General features: G+C 73.9%; 16 protein-coding genes. 7 read left to right on the top strand and 9 right to left on the bottom strand.

The features are described 5' to 3' along the window. Nucleotides 1-31 precede the first annotated feature (31 nt). The 3 genes from K377_RS02185 (at nt 32) to K377_RS02175 (ending at nt 3,451) form a co-directional block, all read left to right on the top strand. Entirely contained in the window at nt 32-1,057 is a 1,026-nt protein-coding gene (locus tag K377_RS02185) for a Gfo/Idh/MocA family protein (RefSeq protein WP_111661332.1), read from the top strand. Then, nucleotides 1,054-2,097 (top strand): Gfo/Idh/MocA family protein, encoded by a 1,044-nt coding sequence (locus K377_RS02180; RefSeq protein WP_258394950.1) that lies wholly within the window; start codon nt 1,054-1,056, stop codon nt 2,095-2,097. The genes K377_RS02185 and K377_RS02180 overlap by 4 nt, the downstream gene beginning before the upstream one ends. 262 nt (nt 2,098-2,359) lie before the next feature. Next, entirely contained in the window at nt 2,360-3,451 is a 1,092-nt protein-coding gene (locus tag K377_RS02175; RefSeq protein WP_111661331.1) for a mechanosensitive ion channel family protein, read from the top strand. A 16-nt stretch (nt 3,452-3,467) separates the two neighbouring features. Here K377_RS02175 and K377_RS02170 read toward each other — a convergent pair whose 3' ends face one another. Then, entirely contained in the window at nt 3,468-4,358 is an 891-nt protein-coding gene (locus tag K377_RS02170; protein WP_181512456.1) for an aminoglycoside phosphotransferase family protein, read from the bottom strand. 183 nt (nt 4,359-4,541) lie between these two features. Here K377_RS02170 and K377_RS02165 point away from each other — a divergent pair, with 183 nt between their 5' ends. After that, complete coding sequence (locus tag K377_RS02165; RefSeq protein ID WP_111661330.1) at nt 4,542-6,245, top strand: PP2C family protein-serine/threonine phosphatase; 1,704 nt, start codon at nt 4,542-4,544, stop codon at nt 6,243-6,245. Nucleotides 6,246-6,249: 4 nt separating this feature from the next. Then, nucleotides 6,250-6,699, top strand: a complete 450-nt coding sequence (locus K377_RS02160; protein ID WP_111661329.1) for a hemerythrin domain-containing protein — start codon at nt 6,250-6,252, stop codon at nt 6,697-6,699. 4 nt (nt 6,700-6,703) lie between these two features. On the opposite strand, the gene K377_RS02155 is transcribed toward K377_RS02160, so the two are convergent. Continuing rightward, the gene (locus K377_RS02155) at nt 6,704-7,495 is read right to left on the bottom strand and encodes a class II aldolase/adducin family protein (protein ID WP_111661328.1); all 792 of its coding nucleotides are present in this window, start codon (nt 7,493-7,495) and stop codon (nt 6,704-6,706) included. Next, a complete protein-coding gene (locus K377_RS02150) occupies nt 7,492-8,493 on the bottom strand; it encodes a C-terminal binding protein (RefSeq protein WP_111661327.1) in 1,002 nt (333 codons plus the stop codon). Before K377_RS02150 ends, K377_RS02155 begins: the two co-directional genes overlap by 4 nt. Nucleotides 8,494-8,665: 172 nt before the next feature. Here K377_RS02150 and K377_RS02145 point away from each other — a divergent pair, with 172 nt between their 5' ends. After that, nucleotides 8,666-9,565 (top strand): Lrp/AsnC family transcriptional regulator, encoded by a 900-nt coding sequence (locus tag K377_RS02145; protein WP_111661326.1) that lies wholly within the window; start codon nt 8,666-8,668, stop codon nt 9,563-9,565. 19 nt (nt 9,566-9,584) lie between these two features. On the opposite strand, the gene K377_RS02140 is transcribed toward K377_RS02145, so the two are convergent. The 3 genes from K377_RS02140 to K377_RS02130 form a co-directional block, all read right to left on the bottom strand. After that, nucleotides 9,585-10,010, bottom strand: coding sequence for a MazG nucleotide pyrophosphohydrolase domain-containing protein (locus K377_RS02140; RefSeq protein WP_111661325.1), 426 nt, complete (start codon nt 10,008-10,010; stop codon nt 9,585-9,587). A gap of 9 nt (nt 10,011-10,019) precedes the next feature. Further along, a complete protein-coding gene (locus K377_RS02135) occupies nt 10,020-11,339 on the bottom strand; it encodes a M1 family metallopeptidase (RefSeq protein ID WP_111661324.1) in 1,320 nt (439 codons plus the stop codon). Between the two features lie 71 nt (nt 11,340-11,410). Continuing rightward, nucleotides 11,411-15,301, bottom strand: coding sequence for a Pls/PosA family non-ribosomal peptide synthetase (locus K377_RS02130; protein WP_111661323.1), 3,891 nt, complete (start codon nt 15,299-15,301; stop codon nt 11,411-11,413). Between the two features lie 575 nt (nt 15,302-15,876). On the opposite strand from K377_RS02130, the gene K377_RS02125 reads away from it, so the two are divergent. Further along, complete coding sequence (locus K377_RS02125) at nt 15,877-16,650, top strand: polysaccharide deacetylase family protein (protein ID WP_111661322.1); 774 nt, start codon at nt 15,877-15,879, stop codon at nt 16,648-16,650. On the opposite strand, the gene K377_RS02120 is transcribed toward K377_RS02125, so the two are convergent. The 3 genes from K377_RS02120 to K377_RS02110 are packed head-to-tail and all read right to left on the bottom strand — an operon-like array spanning nt 16,623 to nt 20,147. After that, entirely contained in the window at nt 16,623-18,200 is a 1,578-nt protein-coding gene (locus K377_RS02120) for an FAD-dependent oxidoreductase (RefSeq protein WP_111661321.1), read from the bottom strand. The two genes, K377_RS02125 and K377_RS02120, sit on opposite strands and share 28 nt — an antisense overlap. Next, complete coding sequence (locus K377_RS02115) at nt 18,197-18,931, bottom strand: class I SAM-dependent methyltransferase (protein WP_111661320.1); 735 nt, start codon at nt 18,929-18,931, stop codon at nt 18,197-18,199. The genes K377_RS02120 and K377_RS02115 overlap by 4 nt, the downstream gene beginning before the upstream one ends. Nucleotides 18,932-18,956: 25 nt before the next feature. Then, entirely contained in the window at nt 18,957-20,147 is a 1,191-nt protein-coding gene (locus K377_RS02110; protein ID WP_111661319.1) for a lycopene cyclase family protein, read from the bottom strand. Nucleotides 20,148-20,240: the final 93 nt, after the last annotated feature.

The raw sequence follows: 20,240 nt of genomic DNA, 5'->3' as shown, positions 1-20,240 counted from the left end.
GCTTGAATCCGCCCTTCCCGAAAGGACGTTCATGGCAGACCTCGACGTGGGACTGATCGGCGCGGGCGGCATCGCCCGAGCGCATCTGCCCGCCTGGACCGCGCTCGGCGCGCGCGTCACGATCCTGTCCACCGACGGCAACGCGGACCACCTCGCCTCCCAGTACGCCGAGTTCGACGTGCGGGCCGTCCACTCACTCCCGGACCTCCTCGACCGCAGCACCGTCGTCGACGTGTGCACGCCCACCTTCACGCATCACGCGCTCGCCCTCGACGCGATCGCCGCGGGCCGGCACGTGGTGTGCGAGAAGCCGCTCGCGCTCACCGTCGTCGAGGCCCAGGAAATGGCAAACGCGGCCGAGGCCGCCGGGGTGCTGCTCCTCCCGGCGCACGTCGTCCGCTACTTCCCCGCGTACGCGGCGCTCACCGATGCCGTGGCGGCGGGCCGGATCGGCACCCCCGCGGTGCTGCGCCTGACCCGCTCCGGCCGCTTCCCGACGTGGGCGCCCTGGTTCGCCGATCCGTCGCTGTCCGGCGGCATCCTCGTCGACCAGATGATCCACGACCTCGACATCGCGCGGCTGCTCGCGGGCGACGTCGTCCGGGTGCACGCCCAGGTCCGCGGCCACCAGGCGCCGGATCCGCCGGAGGGCGCCGTGACCACCGGCACCGTCGTCCTCACCCACGCGTCCGGCGCGGTCAGCCACGTCCTCGGAGTGTGGGGGCCGCCGGACCTTCCGTTCCGTACGACGTTCAGGGCCGCCGGGCCCGACGGGATCCTCGAACACGACTCGACCGCCGCCACCGGCTTCCGCGTGCTGGCCCAGGGGCAGCGTCCGCGCGGCGAGGGGATCCCCCGGAGCCCGCTGACGGAGAGCCCCTATCTCACCGAGCTGCGGGAGTTCGCCGCCGCCGTCACGGGCGGGCCCGCGCCCCGGGTGTCGGCGCGGGACGGGGTCGAGGCGGTGCGGATCGCGGTGGCGGCGGCCGAGTCGGCCCGCACCGGTGAACCTGTCGAATGCGCTGACCCGAAGGTGACCGAGGAGGCCGGGCTGTGACGGAGACGACGGATCGGACCACGGATCTGAAGGTGGGTGTGCTGTCGTTCGCGCACATCCACGCGGGCGGGTTCGCGCGCCAACTGGCCGCCATGGACGGCGTGGAGGTACTGACCTCCGACCCGGACACGGATCTGGCGGCGCCGGGCGAGGTGCGCGGCAAGGAGTTCGCGGCGCACCTCGGCGTCGGATACGTGGACACCTACGAGGAGTTGTTCGCCTGGGGGCCGGACAAGGTCGTGGTCTGCGCGGAGAACGTACGGCACCGGCCGCTGGTCGAACGGGCCGCCGCGCACGGGGTCGATGTCCTGTGCGAGAAGCCGCTCGCCACCACGCGCGAGGACGGCGCCGCCATGGTCGAGGCGTGCCGGGCGGCCGGGGTGCGGCTCGCCGTCGCGCATCCGGTCCGGTTCAGTCCGGCCTATCTGGCGGTGCGGGACGCCGTGCGGGCGGGTACCGCCGGTGCCGTTCTCGCGGTGGCCGGCGCCAACAACGGGTACATGCCCGGGGCGCGGCGCCGCTGGTTCGTCGATCCGCGGCTCGCCGGCGGCGGCGCCCTCATGGACCACACCGTGCACGTCGTGGACCTGCTCGACGACCTCTTCGAGGCCAGTGCGGTGACGTCGGTCTACGCGCAGACCAACAACGTGCTGTACGAGGCCGAGGGCGATGTGCCCGTGGAGACGGCGGGGCTGCTCACCCTCACGTACGCGAACGGGGCCGTCCTCACCCTGGACTGCAGCTGGAGCCAGCCCCGGCATCACCCGGCGTGGGGCGGGCTCTCGATGCAGGTGGTCGGGGAGCGGGCCGTTCTGGAGATGAACGCGTTCGACCAGAAGGTGTTCGGGTTCGACGAGCGGGGCCGTGGTGGGGTGGAGATTCCGTACGGGGTCGATCTGGACCGGCTGATGCTGCGGGCGTTCCTGTTCGGGGAGGGGGTGGTGGGCGTGACGGACGGGGCGGCGGGGTTGCGTGCCGTGCGCGTCGTCTCGGCGGCGTACGAATCGGCTCGGACGGGGTGTGTGGTGCGGGTCGATTGAGGGGGCACGCTGTCGTCCGCGGCCCGGTGGGGGCTGGTCGCGCAGTTCCCCGCACCCCTGAAGGCATGCGCTTCGCGCAGCCTTCCCCAGGGGCGCGGGGAACTGCGCGGCCGGCCACGGCGCAACCGGTACCCGGCAACGGGCCTGTTCAGGCGGGTGCGGCAGGATGAGCCAGGTCCGGTTCCCCGACTAGCAGGTGTCACTTGACGAAACATCACATATGCGCCCCCACCGCCGGTTTCCCCCGCACCGGAGGTGAGAGATGACCCGCGCCGCCGACCTCCACGACCTGATCCTCGCCGGCGCGGCACTGTGCGGCGGACTCCTGGCCGGGCTCGTGCTGCGGATGCTGCTGCGCTGGCTCGGCGTCAGAGCGGCCCGCACCCGCTGGGGCGGCGACGACGTGATCGTGGACGCCCTGCGCACCCTCGTTCCCTGGACGGCGGTGGCCGGCGGCGCCGCGGTGGCGGCCGAGGTGCTGCCCCTCACCGCGCGCACCGGCCGCACGGTGAACACGGTGCTGACGGCGTTCGTGATCGTCGCGGCGACGCTGACGGCGGCCCGGGTCATCACCGGCCTGGTCCGCACCGTGGCCCAGTCCCGCGCCGCGGTGGCCGGCTCCGCGACGATCTTCGTGAACATCACCCGCGTCGTGGTGCTGGCGATGGGCTTCCTCGTCGTGCTGCAGACGCTCGGCATCTCGATCGCGCCTCTGCTCACCGCCCTCGGTGTCGGCGGTCTGGCGGTGGCGCTCGCGCTCCAGGACACCCTCGCGAACCTCTTCGCCGGCGTGCACATCCTGGCGTCCAAGACCGTGCAGCCCGGCGACTACATCCGGCTCAGCAGCGGCGAGGAGGGCTATGTCGTCGACATCAACTGGCGCAACACGGTGGTGCGCCAGCTCTCCAACAACCTCGTGATCATCCCGAACACCCAGCTGTCGGGCACGAACATGACCAACTTCAGCCGACCGGAACAGGAGATGACCCTGACCGTGCTCGCGGGCGTCGGCTACGACAGCGACCTGGAGCAGGTCGAGCGGGTCACGGTGGAGGTCGTCGCCGAGGTGATGAAGGACGTCGAGGGCGCGGTGCCGGAGCACGAGCCGCTGGTCCGCTTCCACACGTTCGGCGACTCGCGGATCAGCTTCAACGTGATCCTGGGCGTCGGCGAGTTCAGCGACCAGTACCGGATCAAGCACGAGTTCATCAAGCGGCTGCACCAGCGCTTCCGCGCGGAGGGCATCAGGGTCCCGTCGCCGGTGCGGCAGGTGGCCATCACACAGGGCAGCCCGCAGGTCCTGATCCCGCAGCAGCGCGACGCGTCGGTGAGCGTGGACGGCCGGACGGCCTGAACCCGCGCGGTACGGGTCAGCCGAGGAGCCGGCCGACGACCCGTGCCGCGGTGTCGAACATGAAGGCGTTGCGGCCCCGGTAGTAGGACAGTTCGAGCACGGCGATGCTGAGCGCCCAGCCGCGGCCGCGCGTCCAGGTGGCCTCGTCGCAGCCGACGGCCGCGCGGAAGGTGTCGCGCAGGCCCTCGTCGAGCACGTACCAGGCGACGATCAGGTCCACCGCCGGGTCCCCGACGCCCGTACAGCCGAAGTCGATGACGGCGGCGAGCCGTCCGCTGTCCGCGTCGACCAGCACGTTCCCCGGCTCCAGGTCGCCGTGCAGCCACACGTCGGGGCCGTCCCGGCGGGGCGCGGCGAGCGCGCTCTCCCACAGGGCGAGCGCCGCGGCCGGGTCGAGGACGCCGTCGAGCTGCTCGATCGCGGCGCGGGTCGCGGCGTCGCGCGGGGCGAGCGGCTTGCCCCGGTCCGCCGCCGGGGCGCCGGTGGTGTCGGCGCGCCACAGGGCCCGTACGAAATCGGCCACGTCCTGGGCGAGCGCCGCGGGCTGTCCCCCGGTACCCACCTCCGGCAGCACGCCGTCGATCCACCGGTGGACGGCCCACGGCCACGGATACCCACGTCCGGGTTCCCCCGTGGCGGCCGGCTCCGGCACCGCGACGGGCAGGGCGGGGCCGAGCCGTCGCAGCCAGTGCGCCTCCCCCGGGACGTCGGCCGCGGACCCCGGGGTGCGCGGCATCCGTACGACCAGGCCGTCGCCGAGCCGGAACAGCATGTTCGAGGTGCCGTCCGTCGCCAGGTGGCGCAGCGGCAGACCGGCCCACTGCGGGAACTGGTCGGCGATCAGCCCCGCGACCAGCGCGTGGTCGATGTCCGGCTCGTCGTCGTGCAGCTTGCTCGGGGTCGTCATGGACGCCTTTCCCTGGCCGGTGATCCGGCGGGCGAGGCTACCCGGCGCACCGGCCGGTGAGCACCCGGTTTTCCCGTCCGCCGCCCGGGTCCGGCCGCCGCCGGTGTGCGCGCGGCCCCGGTCCAAGGTCAACTGGAGGGACGCGCCCCGTGCGCGCCCCACCGGACACCCGGAGGAACCACCATGGCCCAGGCGGCACCCGGCCCACCGGACCCGCCCGCCCCGCCGGAGCTGACCGCGATCGACGCGCTGCTGTCGCGGCAGGCGCGCGAGGCGCTGCGGCACTCATTCCGGCTCCTGGGCGGGGAAGCGGTGCGCGAGGCCGCCCTGACCGCGTCCGAGCTGCCGGTGGACCCGCCGGACTGGGCGCAGGCCGTGGCGGACGCGTCCGTCGAGCCGACCGTGGTGTTCGCCCCGGTGACGGACGCGACGGGGCAGGTCGTGGACTTCGTGGACGTGGCCGTGAACGCGGCGGGCCGGGCCCTGGCGTCGCGCTCCCGGCCCCGCCACGGGCAGCTGCTCACCGTGTCCCAGCCGTCGTCGGAGGCGTCCGGGCTCTTCACGGCGCTGCGGCAGGTCCTGGCCACCGGGGAGGCGGTGACCGGCCGCGACTGGGACGCGACCCTGCTGGTCGGGGGCGAGCCGCTGCACCGGCGGCTGCGGATCACCGCGACGCGTTATCGCGGCCATGTGGTGGTGACCTTCGACGGCACGGCCCGCCGGCACGAGCTGATCAGCGACCGGGTCCAGGAGCAGGGCCTCATCGGCTGGGGCGAGTGGGAACTGGCCTCGGGGCACAGCGACTGGTCACCCGGCCTGTACGTGATCTTCGACAGGTCGCCGGGGGACGCGCCGCTCACGCTGGGCGAGCTGGCCCACAGGCTGGTGCCGGAGGACCGGACCGCGTTCCGGGTGGCCCTGGAGCACGTCCTGTCCGGGCTTCCGGTGGAGCTGGATCTGCGGCTGCGCCTCGGCGAGGACACCCGGCACATCCGCTTCACGCTGGAGCCGCTGCGGGCGGCGAGCGGTCCGGTGTGGGGTGTGCAGGCCCTCGTACGGGACAGGTCGAAGTCGTATCTGCGGCGGGTGCAGCTGGACGCGGCGGTGGACGAGGCGGAGCGGCGGCGGCAGCGGGCGGACGCCGAGGCCCGGGTCGCGGCCCGGCTGCGCGAGGCGGTCCTGCCCTCCCATCCGCCCGAGATCACCGTGCAGGGCGTGACCTCCGCCGTCGCGTACCGGCCCGCCGAGACCCGGTCGTCGATCGGCGGCGACTGGTACAACGTGCAACCTCTGCAGGACGGGCGGGTGCTGTACGCGCTCGGCGACGCCGCGGGCCACGGGCTCGACGCGGTGGCCCGGATGGCGGCCCTGCGCGGCGGTCTCGCGGGGCTCGCCCACACCGGGCAGCCGGTGGAGGCGCTCACCGCCTGGCTGAACCGCATCACCTTCGACAACGGCATGGACGGCACCGCCACCGCGGTCGTCTGCCGCTACCACCCCGACCGGGGGCTGTTGCGCTGGGTGTGCGCGGGGCATCTGCCGCCGGTGCTGCTGCGCGACGGGAGGGCGAGCCTGCTGGACGAGGCCACCGGGCTGCTGCTCGGGGTGCTGCCGGAGGTGACGTACCGGGCGGCCGAGCTGTCGCTGCGCGACGGCGACACGGTGCTGATGTGCACGGACGGCCTGGTGGAGCGCCGCGACGAGGACATCACCGAGGGGCTTGCCGCGCTGCTCGGCGCGGTGGAGCGGCACGCCCGTCTGTCGCCGCAGCAGTTGGTGGACACGGTCAGCGCGGAGCTGCTGCCCGCGCCGCAGGAGGACGACTCGTGTCTGCTGGCGCTGCGGCGCGGCCATGCGCCGGCGGGCGGCCGCCTGCGGGGAAACTGACCGTATGTGCCATTACTGCGGCTGCCGGGACATCCCGCTCATCAAGGAGTTCATCGCCGAGCACGAGCGTGTCACCGACACCGCGGGGGACGCGCTGCGCGCGCTCGACCGCGGCGATCCGGCCGCCGCGCGCGTCCTCGTGGACCGGATGGCGGGGGAACTGGCCGCGCACTGGCGGGGCGAGGAGGAGGGCCTGTTCCGTGTCATGAGCGGGGACCCCGAGTACGCGGAGTACATCGCGGCCCTGGAGGCCGAGCACCGGGAGCTCGCGGCACTGCTCCCGGCGCTCGACCTGACCGCGGCCGCCGACGTCGCCGTGTTCACCGAGGCGGTGCACGAGTTGCGTCGGCACATCGCCAAGGAGGAGGACGGCCTGTTCCCCGCCTCCCTGACGGCGCTGTCAGGCGACGAATGGGACGCGTCGATGGCGGCGTGGCGGCAGGCCCACCCCTGACGGCTCAGTCCTTGTAGTCGGGCGCCACCCGCTCGACGAGACGCAGCAGCGCGCCCCAGGCCAGGTCGTAGGCGTCGTGGTCCTCGAAGTCGGAGGCCGCGTCGCCCTCGCCGGTGAGCTGCTGGGCGGTGTACTCGGCGACCTGGTCCGAGGGGAGGATCAGCGGGGCGCCGCCGGCCTGGGCGGTGACCTGGATCTCGCAGGCCTTCTCCAGGTAGTACATGCGCAGGAACGCCTGCTTGGCGCTGTCGCCGACGGTCAGCAGGCCGTGGTTGCGCAGGATGAGCGCGGGGTGGCCGCCGAGGTCGGCGACGAGGCGCTCCTGCTCGTCGAGGTTGAGGGCGACGCCCTCGTAGTCGTGGTAGCCGACGCGGTTGTGGAACTCCATCGACATCTGGTTGACCGGCAGCAGCCCGCCCTGCTGCGCGGCGACGGCGCAGCCCGCCTTGGTGTGGGTGTGCAGCACGCAGTGCGCGTCGGCGCGGGCCTTGTGGATCGCGCTGTGGATGACGAATCCGGCCGGGTTGACGGGGTGCGGCGTCGGCTCGACGGGGTTGCCGTCGAGGTCGATCTTGACCAGGTTCGAGGCGGTGATCTCCTCGAAGAGCAGCCCGTAGGGGTTGATGAGGAAGTGGTGGTCGGGGCCCGGCAGCCGCTGCGAGATGTGGGTGAAGATCAGGTCGGTCATGCGGAAGTGCGCGACGAGCCGGTAGACGGCGGCGAGTTCGCGGCGCAGGCGCAGTTCCTCGGCGGCGGCGTCGGCGGCCGGGGCGGGGGTGGTGAGGATGTCGGTCACGCGGGGGCTCCTTGCCGGGGTGTGGTGCCGGGGGTGGGGGCGGTGGCCGGGCCGGTCACCGGGGTGTTCGGGCGGCCGGTGGTCCACCAGGCGATGACGTTGCGCGCGGGGTCGGTGGCGTAGGCGTGCAGCGACGCGTCGGTGAGGAAGGCGCTGTGCGGGGAGAGCAGCAGGCGGGGGTGGGCGCGCAGCGGGTCGTCGTCGGCGGGCGGCTCGGTGGGGAAGACGTCGAGGGCGGCGCCGGCGAGCGGGCCGTCGTCGAGGGCGGTGAGCAGCGCGCCGGGGTCGACGAGGTCGCCCCGGGCGACGTTCACGAGGACGCTGCCGGGTCGCATCCGGGCCAGGAGCGGCCCGTCGATCATGCCCTTGGTCCGCGGGGTGGACGGGATGTGCAGGGAGAGCACGTCCGCGTCGGCGATCAGGGTGTCGAGGTCGACCGGCTCGACGCCTTCGGGCCGGCCGGTGGCGTGCGGGTCGTGCGCGATGACGCGGCCGAAGAGCGGGGCGGCGACGCGGGCGAGGGTGCGGGCGATCCGGCCGAAGCCGAGGAGACCGAGCGTCAGCTCACTCGCGCGGCGCGGCACTTCGGTGAAGTCGTCGCTCCAGCCGCCGCCCCGGACCAGGGCGTCGGCCTGCGGCAGACGGCGGACGAGCGCGAGCGCCTGGGCGAGGGCGTGCACGGCGACGTCCTCGGTGGCCGCGTCCGGGAGGTTGGCCACCCACAGGCCGCGCCGCTCGGCCTCCGGTACGTCGATCATGTCGATCCCCGCGGACATGGTGGCGAGCATCCGCACGGCGGGCAGCCGGTCGAGCAGCGCCGCGTCGATCCGCGCGTACCCGACGATCAGCGCGACGGCGTCGTGCGCGGCGGCGGCGATGGCCTCCGGGTCGCGGCTGCCGACGAGGCGGGCGTCGAAACCGGCCTCGGACAGCAGGCGCAGGCCCGGCTCGGGGTCGAGCTCGGCCGTGTCGGTGATCACGGCGACGGGGCGCGTCACACCGTCCTCCAGGAATGATTCGATCGCAACATGGGAATGAAACTTACGTTTCGACTGTCACTCTTGTCCACCTCCGACGGTACGGCTGTGTGCTCCGTGAGCTGTCCGAGAATGACCCCAGACCCCGGCCGCGCCACGGCCGGGCCGAACCGCTGACCGAGGGGACCGACCCGTGGATCTCGACGAGACCGACCTGGCGATCGTGCGCGAGCTGCAGACCGACGGGCGGCTGACCTACGAGACGCTGGCCCAGCGGGTGGGCCTGTCCCGGCCCGCGGCCCGGATGCGGGTGCAGCGGCTGCGGGAGTCGGGCGCGGTGCGCGTCGTGGCCATCACGCATCCCGCCGTGCGCCGGCTGACCGCCTCCGCGCATCTGGCCATCGCCACGGAGGGTGCCGCGGGTCCGGTCGCGCGGGCGATCGCCGAGCTGTCCGCGGCCCCGTTCGTGACGCTGACCAGTGGTCGCCGGTCGATCATGACGGAGCTGCGGACGGAGGGGTTCGGGGAGCTGGAGCGCACGATCGAGCACATCCGGACGATCCCGGGGGTTCGCGCCGTGGATCCGCTGATCGCGACGCGGCACGTGAAGGACCCGTATCTGCCGGCCGAGGAGCCGACCGTCGCACCGCAGGACGACGTGGACGAGCGGATCCTCGCGGAGTTGGAGGAGGACGGCCGGCTGCCGTTCGCCGAGCTGGCGGCGCGGGTGGGGCTGTCGGCGGGCGCGACCCGCTCACGCACGCTGCGCCTCCTCGACGGCGGCGTGGCCCAGGTGGTCGCGCTGGTGCGGCCCGAGGTCCTCGGGATGGGCTATCTGTGCGGGTTCAGCCTGCGGGTGGCCGGTGCGGCGGCGGACACCGCACGGCGGGCGGCGGCCCTCCCCCGGGTGACGTTCCTGTCGACGTGCCTGGGGAGCGCCGAGGTGGTCGGCACCATCACCGCCGAGTCCTTCGCCGCCGTGCGCACCACGCTGGAGGAGATGCGGGAGCTGCCGCGGGTGCGCGAGGTGGAGAGCTGGCTCCACCTCGAACTGGTCAAGGAGCGCTACGACATGGGCCCGCATCCCGCGTGAACACGACGGCCCCGACGCCTCACCGTTCCGCGGCCGAGGTCCGCCACTCGACGATCCCGTCGAGGTTCGGCGGCCGGTAGCCGGGTCCTTTGAGGACTTTGCCGTCGGCCCGGCGCAGCACCTGGCCGTCCGCGTCCCGCTTGCTCATGTTGGAGCGGTGGACCTCGGCGAAGACGGCCGGCAGGTCGATGCCCAGGGCGTCCGCGGCGCCGTAGGTGACGTAGAGGACGTCGGCGAGTTCCTTGGCCAGCGCCCGGTACGGCCCGGCCGGATCGGCGCCGGCGCGCAGGGCCTCGGCGAGGTCGGTCAGGGCCTCGGCCGCCTCCCGCGCCTCCTCGGTCAGCAACTCGCGCCTCAGCTCGGCCAGTTCGGGGCGCTCCGCGTCGGCCTTGCCGTCGAACGCCGCGCGGAACGCGGCGACGCTGCGCATCGGTTCATGATCCATACCCCGACCCTAGACGAGCGGGGGCAGCTGCTTCTCGTACAGCCACGCCTCGAAGAGGTCGTCCAGGGGGCGGGGTGCGTAGCGCGCGGCGTGGGCGGTGAACATCTCCGTGGTGACCACCCCGTGCCGGTGGACGGCGGTCCATTCGCGCAGCATCCGGAAGAACCCGGCGTCGCCGAGGGCGCCCCGGACCGCGTGGACGGTGAGCGCGCCGCGCTCGTAGAGGCGGTCGTCGAACATCGACTTGCGTCCCGGGTCGGCGAGTTGGAGGTCCTGGGACTGGTTGCTCAGCGAGCGGTGGGCGATCAGGGCCAGTTCATGGGCGCGGTGGGCGCCCGAGCGCTCGGACCACAGCCACTCGGCGTACTTGGCCAGGCCCTCGTTGAGCCAGATGTGCCGCCAGTCGGCGACGGTGACGCTGTTGCCGAACCACTGGTGGGCGAGTTCGTGCGCGATCAGCCGCTCCGCGCCGCGGGCGCCGTCCACGTGGTTGACGCCGAAGAGCGACAGCCCCTGCGCCTCGACGGGGATGTCGAGTTCCTCGTCGGTGACGACGACGGCGTACTCGCCGAAGGGGTAGGGCCCGAAGAGCTCCTCGAAGACGTCCATCATCTGCGGCTGCCGGGCGAAGTCCCGGGAGAACTCGGCGAGGAGCCGGGCCGGGAAGTGTCCGGTCTGCGGCACCCCGCTCAGCCCCGGGTCGCCGAGCAGCGCCGTCTGGAATTTACCGATGGACAGGCCGACCAGATAGCTCGACGTCGGCGCGGGCTGCTCGTAGAGCCAGGTGGTGGTGGAGGCCCGGGTGGTACGGGTCAGCAGCCGGCCACCGGTCACCACCTGGTACGCCGTCGGGGCGGTGACGGAGATCTGGTACGCGGCCTTGTCCGCGGGCCGGTCGTTGCACGGGTACCAGGACGGCGCCCCCACCGGCTGGCTGGCGACCAGCGCGCCGTCGGTCAGCTCCTCCCAACCGAGGCCGCCCCAGGGGCTGTTGACCGGTCTGGGATTGCCGGAGTAGTGCACCTCGACGGTGAACGCGGCGCTCGCGGGCAGGGACTTGGCGGGGCGCACGCGCAGTTTCCCGCCGCGCAGGGTGTAGTGCGGGGGCCGGCCGTCGACGCGGATGCGGTCGATGCGGAAGTCGCCCAGGTTCAGCTGGAACTCGGTCAGCGGGGCGCGGCCGACGATCGCGCTGAGCCGGGCGGTGCCCGCGAGCCGGTTCGGCACCGGCCGGTAGTCCAGGGCCAGTTCGTAGCGGTGGACCCGGAAGCGGGTGTCTCCGTGATCCGGGAAGTAGGGGTCCGGTGCCGTTCTGTGGTGCCCGCTCACGCCTGGTCCGCTCCCCTGCCCTGTCCTCGTACGGTGCGCCGGCGGGCCGCTGCCGGCAGCGGCCCGCCGCCTCAGGGGCGCCAGGCCTCGATCGGGTTGCCCAGCCAGCGGGTGTCCGCCGGTACCGACTCGCCGGCCATGACGAGGGACGCGGGGCCCAGGGTCGTACGGGCTCCGATCTCGCTGCCCGGCAGGACGATTCCGCCCGGGCCCAGCGTGGCTCCCGCACGGAGAACCACAGTATCCGTCCGCAGGATCCGATCATGGAAGAGGTGGGTCTGCAGGACGCAGCCCCGGTTGACGCTCGCGGCGGGCCCTACGGTGACGAGGTCGGTCTCCGGGAGCCAGTAGGTCTCGCACCACACGCCCCGGCCGATCCGCGCGCCGAGGGCGCGCAGCCACAGGGTGAGGACCGGGGTGCCGGGGACGGCTCCGGCGAGCCAGGGCACGGCGACCGTCTCGACGAAGGTGTCGGCGAGCTCGCCCCGCCACACGAATCCGCACCACAGCGGGTGTTGCCCGGGCCGGTGCCGGCCGACGAGCAGCCACTTGGCGACGACGGAGACGAGGCACCCGAGCGCCCCGGCGCCGAGCAGGACAGCGCCGGACAGCAGCGCCGCGAGCCACCAGGCGTGCGCCGCGGCGGCGGTGAGGGTCGCGGCCACGAGGACGACGAGCGCCGCCGAGCAGCACACGGGGATCAGCCGGCACAGCTCGACCAGGGCGCGGGCCAGCTTGAGCCGGGCGGGCGGCGCGTAGGTGCGGCGGTCGTCGGCGGCGGCGACCGTGCGGGGCAGTTCGACGGGTGGCAGGCCCAGGTAGGAGCTGCCCCGGCGGGCCTTCTTGGGCGTGGCCGACAACACGCCGACCAGGCCGTCGTCGGGGACGGCGCGGCCGGGCGCGGTCATGCCGGAGTTGCCGAGGAAGGCCCGCCGCCCGATGTCGGCGCGGCCGACGCGGATCCAGCCGCCGCCGAGTTCGTACGGGGCGGTCAGCGTGTCGTCGGCGAGGAAGGCGCCCTCCCCCACCGTGGTCAGGCCGGGCAGTCCGAGCACGGTGGACACCTCGGCGCCGCGCCCCACGCGCATGCCGAGCAGCCGCATCCAGACGGGAGTGACGAGACCGGCGTAGAGCGGGAAGAGGGTCTGCCGGGACAGGTCCATGAGCTGGGTGACGGTCCAGGCCTGCCAGCCGACGCGGCTGTGCGTGGGGCTGATGCCGGTGCGCAGGCCGAGGCTGAGCAGCCGGACGCCGACGAGGATCAGTGCGGCGTAGGTGAGGCCGAAGAGCAGGGTGGCGGGGACGAGCGCGTAGAGGGCGCCGCGGACCGCCCCGCCGAGGGCGGCGTCGGCGGGCACGAAGGTGCGGGCCAGGCACAGGGCGGGGAGCGCGGCGAGGACCGGCAGGAGGCTGAGCGTGCTGCCCGTCAGGCCGTACATGGCGCGCCAGTGCACGGCGCGCGGGGGTCGCTCGCGCGGCCAGTCGCGGCGGGCCTTGCCGAGTTTGACGGCGGGTGAGCCCGCCCAGCGCTGGCCGGTGGGGAGCTGTCCGCGCACGGCCGAGCCGGGGGCGACCTCGGCCCGCTTGCCGACCCGGGCGCCCGGGAAGAGGACGCTGCGGGTGCCGACGACGGCTGCGGCGCCGACCCTGACGGCGCCGATCTCAAGGCGGTCGCCGTCGAGCCAGTGCCCGGACAGGTCGACCTCGGACTCGACGGCGCAGCCGCGGCCCAGCTTGAGCAGGCCGGTGACGGGGGGCAGCGAGTGCAGGTCGACGTCGGGGCCGATCCGGGCGCCGAGCGCCCGCGCGTACCGTTCGAGCCAGGAGCCGGTCAGGGAGGTCGCGCCGCTGTACTCGGCGAGGCGCTCGGCGGTCCACAGGCGCAGGTGGACCCGGCCGCCGCGCGGATAGGTGCCGGGTGCGACGCCGCGCAGGAGCAGCCGGGCGCCGCCCGCCGCGAGGGCCAGGCGGCCGGGCGGGCTGTACAGGACGAGGGCGCCCACGGCGACGAGCCACCAGGAGGCGGACGGCGCCCACGGGTAGGGGCCGAGCCGGTGCAGGACGTTGCCGAGGGCCGCGAGCGCGACGGTCCAGCGCAGTCCTACGAGGGTGAACAGCGGCAGCAGCAGGGCGGTTTGGGCCGCCTGGGTGCGGAGCGGCACGGGGGCGACGGTCCTGGCCGCGCCGTCGTTCTGCGCGGACTTCTCCAGCCTGCGGGCCAGTTTGCGCAGGACGGGCCGTTCGTAGACGTCGATGACGGCGGCGTTCGGGTAGCGCGTGCGCAGCCGGGTGGTGAGGCGGGCGGCGGCCAGGCTGCCGCCGCCGAGCGCGAAGAAGTCGTCGCGGGCGCCGGTCACGGGAACGCCGAGGATGTCGCGCCACTGCTCGGCGAGCCAGGCCTCGGTGCCGTACAGCTGCTCGGCCTCGTCGGCGCCGGTGTCCGTGCCGGGCAGCGGCCAGGGCAGCGCGTCGCGGTCGACCTTGCCGGAGGTGCGGGTGGGCAGGTCGTCGACGGGGGCCAGTAACGGCACAAGGGCCGCGGGGAGTTCGGCGCGGAGGCGGGCGAGGGCGGCCGTGCGGTCGAAGCCGTCTTGGGTGACGAGGTATCCGACGAGGAGCTGGTTGCCGCCGGGGGCCGTGCGGACGGCGGCGGCCGCGCCCGCGACACCGGGCAGCGCCGCGAGCGCGGCGTCGACCTCGCCGAGTTCGATGCGCCGGCCGCCGAGCTTGATCTGCTCGTCGCCGCGTCCGAGGAAGACGAGCCCCTCCGGGTCGGCCTTGACCAGGTCACCGCTGCGATAGGCCCGTTGCCAGCCGAGCGACTCCAGCGGCGCGTACTTCTCGGCGTCCTTACGGGCGTCGAGGTAGCGGGCCAGTCCCGTGCCGCCGATGACCAGCTGGCCGCTGGAGCCCATCGGTACGGGCCGGTCGGCATCGTCGACGACGGCCAACTCCCAGCCGTCCAGCGGCAGTCCGATCCTGACCGGCTCGGCCCCGGTCAGCAGGGCGGCGCAGGCGACGACGGTGGTCTCGGTGGGGCCGTAGGTGTTCCACACCTCGCGGCCCTCCGTGACCAGGCGCCGGGCCAGTTCGGGCGGGCAGGCCTCGCCGCCGAAGATCAGGAGCCGGACGTCGTCGAGGGCCTCGGGCTCCCAGAGGGCGGCGAGGGTCGGCACGGTGGAGATGACGGTGATCTCCTGCTCGACGAGCCACGGTCCGAGGTCGGCGCCGCCGCGCACCTGGGCCCGCTGCACCGGCACCAGGCAGGCGCCGTGCCGCCACGCCAGCCACATCTCCTCGCAGGAGGCGTCGAAGGCGACGGAGAGACCGGCCATCACCCGGTCGCCGGGGCCGATCGGGTCGTCGGTGAGGAACAGCGCGGCCTCCGCGTCCACGAACGCCGCGGCGGCCCGGTGGTGGACGGCGACGCCCTTGGGTTTGCCGGTCGAACCGGACGTGAAGATGATCCACGCGTCGTCGTCGGGGGCGGGCCGTGCGGCGGGGACGTCCGCGGGCTTGTCCACCGTGAAGCGGTGCCCTGCGCCGATGACCGTCCTCACCCCCGCCTCGCCGAAGACCAGGTGGGCGCGGTCGTCGGGGTCCTCGGCGTCGACCGGCACATAGGCCGCGCCCGCGGCGAGGACCGCCAGGATCGCTACGTAGAGTTCGTTCGTGCCGCTCGGGAGACGGATGCCGACGCGGTCGCCGTGACCCACTCCCGCCGCGTCGAGTCGGCGCCGTAGGTGTTCCACCGCGGCGGCCAGTGCGCGGTACGTCAGTTGGCGGGTGCCGTCGTCGAGGGCGGGCTCGTCGGGGTGGGCCCGGGTCGTCGCGCCGAGCAGGTCCACGAGGGTGCGCGGTGGTGCGGCGCGGCCTCCGGTGAAGAGGGCGATGTTCTCCGGCCGCTCGGTCGTCTCCGCTTCGAGCAGGGCGAGTTCGGGGTTCGTGCGCGTGGCTGGCATCGGGTCCTGACGTCGGGGGCCGCGCATCCCTGGAGCGCGTCCGGCTCCGCCCCAGCTCTGCCTGACGCCGTCCGGCCCCGGGGGCCGAACAAGCGCCACATCCTAATCCCGACCGGGAAGCCGAGCGCACCGAGTCCATAATCCGCGTCCCGCAACGGTCCTTCACGCCCGGCCCGGTGACCGCTTCCCGCGCCCCTGGCCCGTTTTTCGGGATACGGCCGGTGACCGCTTCTCGCGCAGTTCCCCGCGCCCCTGAGGCAGGCGCTTCGCGCCGCCTCTCCTTGAGGCTGTGCTCCGCGCGCCTCCCGCGCCCCGGGGCCTCTGATGAGATGCCGCACGAAGTGCGCATCTCAGGGGCGCGGGGAACTGCGCGACCAGCCCCCACCGGGCCGCGGACGACCGACACAGCCCGCCCGCACCGCGCTCGCGCGCACAGCGCGGCAGTGTCCGCGAACGCCTGCGGAATTGTCCGTGATCCGTAACGGACGGAGCCGCGGGCCCACCTGCGTCGTCATCCCAAGTGGCCGCGACGTCAGCGGCATCGGTGAGGCAGGGCACGGCGCGGGAGGAACGACATGGCACGGCGGAGCGGCGGGCAGGGCTGGAACAGCAGAGTGGTGGGGGCGGCGCTGGCGGTGACCGTGCTCGCCGGGGGTGTCTCGGTGTGGACCGCGCAGGCGGGCGAGCCGACCGGAACGGCGCCGAAGGCGGGCGCCGCCGCGCACGACGACAAGGCTCCGAAGGCGGTGGCGAAAACCATCGCACACGCCTCCGACGCCGGCGCCCGCGGCGTGAACATCACCATCGACGACGGCCCCGACCCCGCATGGACACCCCAGGTCCTCGCCGTGCTGAAGGAGTACGGGGTGAAGGCGACCTTCTGCATGGTGGGCACCCAGGCGCAGGCCCACCCTGATCTCGTCAAGAAGGTCGTCGTGGCCGGGCACCGCCTGTGCGACCACACGGTGTCGCACAACACCGCCATGGACAAGCGCCCCGAGGCGTACCAGTCGCAGCAGATCCTCGACGCGGAGCGCATGATCACCGAGGCGTCCGGCGGGGTGCGCCCGCAGTACTACCGGGCGCCGGGCGGCGCGTTCACCCCGTACAGCCGCAAGCTGGCCGCCTCCCGCGGGATGCGCCCGCTGGGCTGGAACGTGGACACCAAGGACTTCGAGCGCCCGGGGACGGCCGCCATCGTCGCGACCGTGGAGGAGGAGCTGCCCAACGGGCCGACGCTCCTCTTCCACGACGCGGGCGGCGACCGTACCCAGACGGTCGAAGCCCTGCGTCAGGTCCTGCCCGAACTCAGGGAACAGGGCTACTCGTTCGGCTTCCCCGTGCGCTGACGCCCGGCGCTCCAGCGGGCGAGGTTCCGCAGCAGCGGGTCGCGCCCGCGCAGGGGCACGGTCCACAACTCGTGCCCCCGCACCCGCCATTGGCGCAGCAGCGCGTTGGCGGCGAGCATGCCGCTGGTCGCCGCGCGTTCCATGAGGGCCACCGGCAGATCGGTGCGGACCAGGTCACCGGCGATCATGAGCCGGGGGTTGGAGGTGCGGACCGTCGGCCGGTCCCCGTAGCCCGACACCGCGAACATCGGGCAGTCGTCGCGCCATTCGTGCCGGACGTCGACGACGCGTGCCTCGCGGGTCTCCGGATACACCTGGTGCAGCTGGTCGATCAGCCGCTTCTCCTCGGTGGCCCGGTCGACGAGGCCGTCGCGCGCGTAGGCGTGGAGTTCCACGACGGAGCCGCCGGTGCGGCGGAACCACTGGTGGGCCTCCTTCTCCCAGCGGTCCAGGACGCTGACGTTGTCCAGGGTTCCGTAGCCGCTGGTGCCGAGGAAACCGGCCCGCTCGGCGGCGACGGGCCGGTCGAGCCACAGCCGGGAGACGAGGAAGGAGGGGGCCGTGCGCAGCCGGGCGATCCGGGCGTTCCACGACGCGTCGGCGACGTCGGGGCTGCTGCGGACCAGGTGTTGCAGGCCCTTGGTGTCGAGGGCGAGCACGCAGGCGTCGTAGTGGCCGGTGTGCGCCCCGGCGGTGAGGGTGAACCCGCCGTCGGGCGCCGAGGCGAGACGGTCGACCGGTTCGCCCACGCGGATGTCGGCGCCGAGTTCTTCGAGGTAGCGGCCCAGGGGGTCCCAGAGCGCGGTCGGGAAGGGGTCGTCGGGCACGTCGAAGAGCAGGCCCTCGGCCGAGCCGAGGAAGTAGATGTGGAACATCAGGACCATCTCGGCGGCCGACAGCTTGCGCGGGTCGGCGAAGAAGCTCCGGGAGAACACCTCGAACGCCAAGTGGTGGGCGGCCTCGGGGAATCGGATGGCGTGCAGGAAGTCGTGCGCGCTGACGTCGTCGAGGCGGTCGTAGACGTCCGGTACGCGTACGTCCATCAGCGGCAGGGCCGCCTCGGCGTTGATCCGGGGGAGGTCGCGGAGGGTGAAGGTCGGGCTGCGCAGGGCGAAGCCGAGGGCGCTCCACGGTGGGGTGCGCGGGACGTGCCGGAAGCTGTCCCGCAGGCCGTCGGCGTGCCAGAGCGGGTAGTCGGGCAGGGCGGTCAGCCGCTCCAGGTGCGGATCGGTGCGGCGCAGCAGGGCCCGCAGGTTGTAGTACTGGCGGAAGAAGGCGTGGAAGCCGCGGCTCATCGTGGCCGTCGAGCCGTCGGCCAGTTCGGTGGTCCAGCCGGCGAGGCGTCCGCCGAGTGTGGCCTCCCGTTCGAAGAGGGTGACGCGCACGCCGCGTTCGGCCAGGGCGACGGCGGCGGCGAGGCCCGCGATCCCGCCGCCGACTACGGCGGTCGTGGGGGCCGGGTCCTGGACCCGGGACGCTCCGGGCCCGGCCGGGATGTGCGCGGCCCGGCGGTCCCGGGCCTGCGGTGGTGCCTGCGGCCTGCGCTTCATCCTCGGGTCCTCTCCTGCGGCACCTGGCCGACGACGGTGTGCGTGATGCCGGTCTGCCAGCCGGGCAGCGGCAGCGCCCTGACCCGGGTGAAGCCCGCGGCCGTCAGGCGGCGGGAGAAGTGGGTCACGGTGTCGAACTCGAGGACGCTGCGCCACAGATGCCGGTAGAGGGCGCCGTCCCCGAGCGCCGTGGTGACGGGCAGCAGTCCGGCGCAGACCGCCGACCAGACGGCGCGGTGGCGGTGTTTGCCGCTGAGGGTGTACTCGTGCACGGCCACCCGGCCGCCGGGTGCGAGCACGTCGCGTACGGAGGTCAGGACGCGGTCGGGGTCGGCGGTGTTGCGGAACAGGTAGGCGGCGAACACTGCGTCGAACCCGCCGACGGGCCCGCTGCCGATCCCTGCCGCGCCGAGTTGTTCGGCCGGGGTGTGGACGAAGGTGACGCTCGACGGCCAGTGTTTCGCCTCGGCCCGCTCCAGCATGCCCGCGGAGGCGTCCACGGCGGTGATCTCCGCGTCGGGCAGCACGGACAGCAGCGCCGCGGTCGACGCGCCCGTGCCGCAGCCCAGGTCGAGGACGCGCAGGCCGCGCCCCTGCGCGGGCAGGCCGAGGCGGCGTGCCGAGCGCCGCAGGTGGGCGTGGTAGCCGGGGTTGGCGCTCACCAGGGTGTCGTAGGTGCGGGCGGCATGGTCGAAAGCTGAGGCGAGCGCGGCGTCGCGCAGCGTGGGCATGGGTTCTCCTCCGGGCCCGGGCGGGTCAGGGTGTGGGGGCGGGCCGCAGCGGGCGGGTGGGCAGTTCCACCGCGCTGCGCAGCAGGGGCACGATCGGGCTGTTGAGGCCGATCGACAGGTCTTCGTGCAGGGCGGTTTCGCCGTCGAGGAAGCGCAGCAGGCGCTCCATGGGCACGCGGGAGAAGAGGCGGGTGAAGAAGGCCGCTCCGTCGATGCGGCCGCTGTCCAGGCCGTGCAGGAGCACCGCGTCCATGGCCATCGACCGCTTCGAGTGCGGGGCCGGCGGGGCCGGGTCGCGTCCGGCGAGCAGGGCCGCGGCGATCGCCGCGGTCTGGCGCTGGATGGTGGCGAAGGTGTAGCCGGTCGCCGGGCGTGTGGCGCCGCCTGCCGCGCCGATCCGGAAGGTGCTCCGGCCGACCCGGCGGGCGAAGCGGGCGTCGGTCATGGGGATGACCCCTTCCTCGCGTGCCTCGATCCGGGCGTCGCGGACGCCGAGCACGTCGTGCAGGTAGGCCCGCAGGGCGGAGTCGTACTCCTCGGTGGGCAGGACGGACGGCGAGAACTGGGTGTACTCCACCAGCGCGGACCGCTCCCCGGTCGGCAGGACGTAGGTGAAGGCGAGGCCCCGCTCCGGCTGCGGGGTGCGGAAGTCCATCAGGTCGACGGCGCCCGTGTCGAAGGCCGGCTCCCCGGTGCGGACGAACCAGCCGCGGAAGTGCTGGAGCAGCGTCGTGCGGGCCGGTGGCAGGCTGCCGAGCGGCCGCGAGTCGAACACCCAGCGGGCCGGGACGCTCTCCTGCCGTCCCTCGGCGGTGCGCACGATCACCCGCGCTCCGTCGGCGTCCTCCTCGACCGTCTCGACGGTCGCCCGGGTGCGGGTGAGCGAGCCGTGGGCGGCGAGCCGGGGTGCGACCGTCGCCTCGAAGTCGGTGGAGCGGATCATCTTGTAGCGCAGCGCCCCGGTTCCGGCGTCGATCGTGCGGCCGTCGGGGGCGCGGACCCGGATCCTGTTCCAGGACGCGGTGACGGCGTCGTCGTAGCGGCCGGGGCCGTGCTCCCAGAAGCACCAGGTGCGCGGCGGGGGCCGCAGCGGTCCGGCGGGCGCGTCGATGAGCCGGACGGACGGTGCGGGGCGCGTCGCCGTGCACAGTCGCTCCGCCAGCGAGAGCCCGGCGGCACCGGCGCCGATGATCACCACGTCCGACCGCACGCTCACCTCCTGTGTCGAGTCTCTTTGCTCCGGACACCCTTCCACCGCCGACCCGCTCGCGGATGCGCGGATTCGCGTCCTCCGCTCGCGGGTACCCGC

Source organism: Streptomyces sp. PsTaAH-137 (genome assembly GCF_003259365.1).
Classification (GTDB): domain Bacteria; phylum Actinomycetota; class Actinomycetes; order Streptomycetales; family Streptomycetaceae; genus Streptomyces.
This window is presented reverse-complemented; position numbering and strand designations above follow the sequence as displayed.

Coding starts and splice junctions, on each gene's coding strand:
- K377_RS02185 (WP_111661332.1), top strand. CDS start 32: ATGGCAGACCTCGACGTGGGACTGATCGGCGCGGGCGGCATCGCCCGA.
- K377_RS02175 (WP_111661331.1), top strand. CDS start 2,360: ATGACCCGCGCCGCCGACCTCCACGACCTGATCCTCGCCGGCGCGGCA.
- K377_RS02170 (WP_181512456.1), bottom strand. CDS start 4,358: ATGACGACCCCGAGCAAGCTGCACGACGACGAGCCGGACATCGACCAC.
- K377_RS02165 (WP_111661330.1), top strand. CDS start 4,542: ATGGCCCAGGCGGCACCCGGCCCACCGGACCCGCCCGCCCCGCCGGAG.
- K377_RS02160 (WP_111661329.1), top strand. CDS start 6,250: ATGTGCCATTACTGCGGCTGCCGGGACATCCCGCTCATCAAGGAGTTC.
- K377_RS02140 (WP_111661325.1), bottom strand. CDS start 10,010: ATGGATCATGAACCGATGCGCAGCGTCGCCGCGTTCCGCGCGGCGTTC.
- K377_RS02130 (WP_111661323.1), bottom strand. CDS start 15,301: ATGCCAGCCACGCGCACGAACCCCGAACTCGCCCTGCTCGAAGCGGAG.
- K377_RS02125 (WP_111661322.1), top strand. CDS start 15,877: ATGGCACGGCGGAGCGGCGGGCAGGGCTGGAACAGCAGAGTGGTGGGG.
- K377_RS02120 (WP_111661321.1), bottom strand. CDS start 18,200: ATGAAGCGCAGGCCGCAGGCACCACCGCAGGCCCGGGACCGCCGGGCC.
- K377_RS02115 (WP_111661320.1), bottom strand. CDS start 18,931: ATGCCCACGCTGCGCGACGCCGCGCTCGCCTCAGCTTTCGACCATGCC.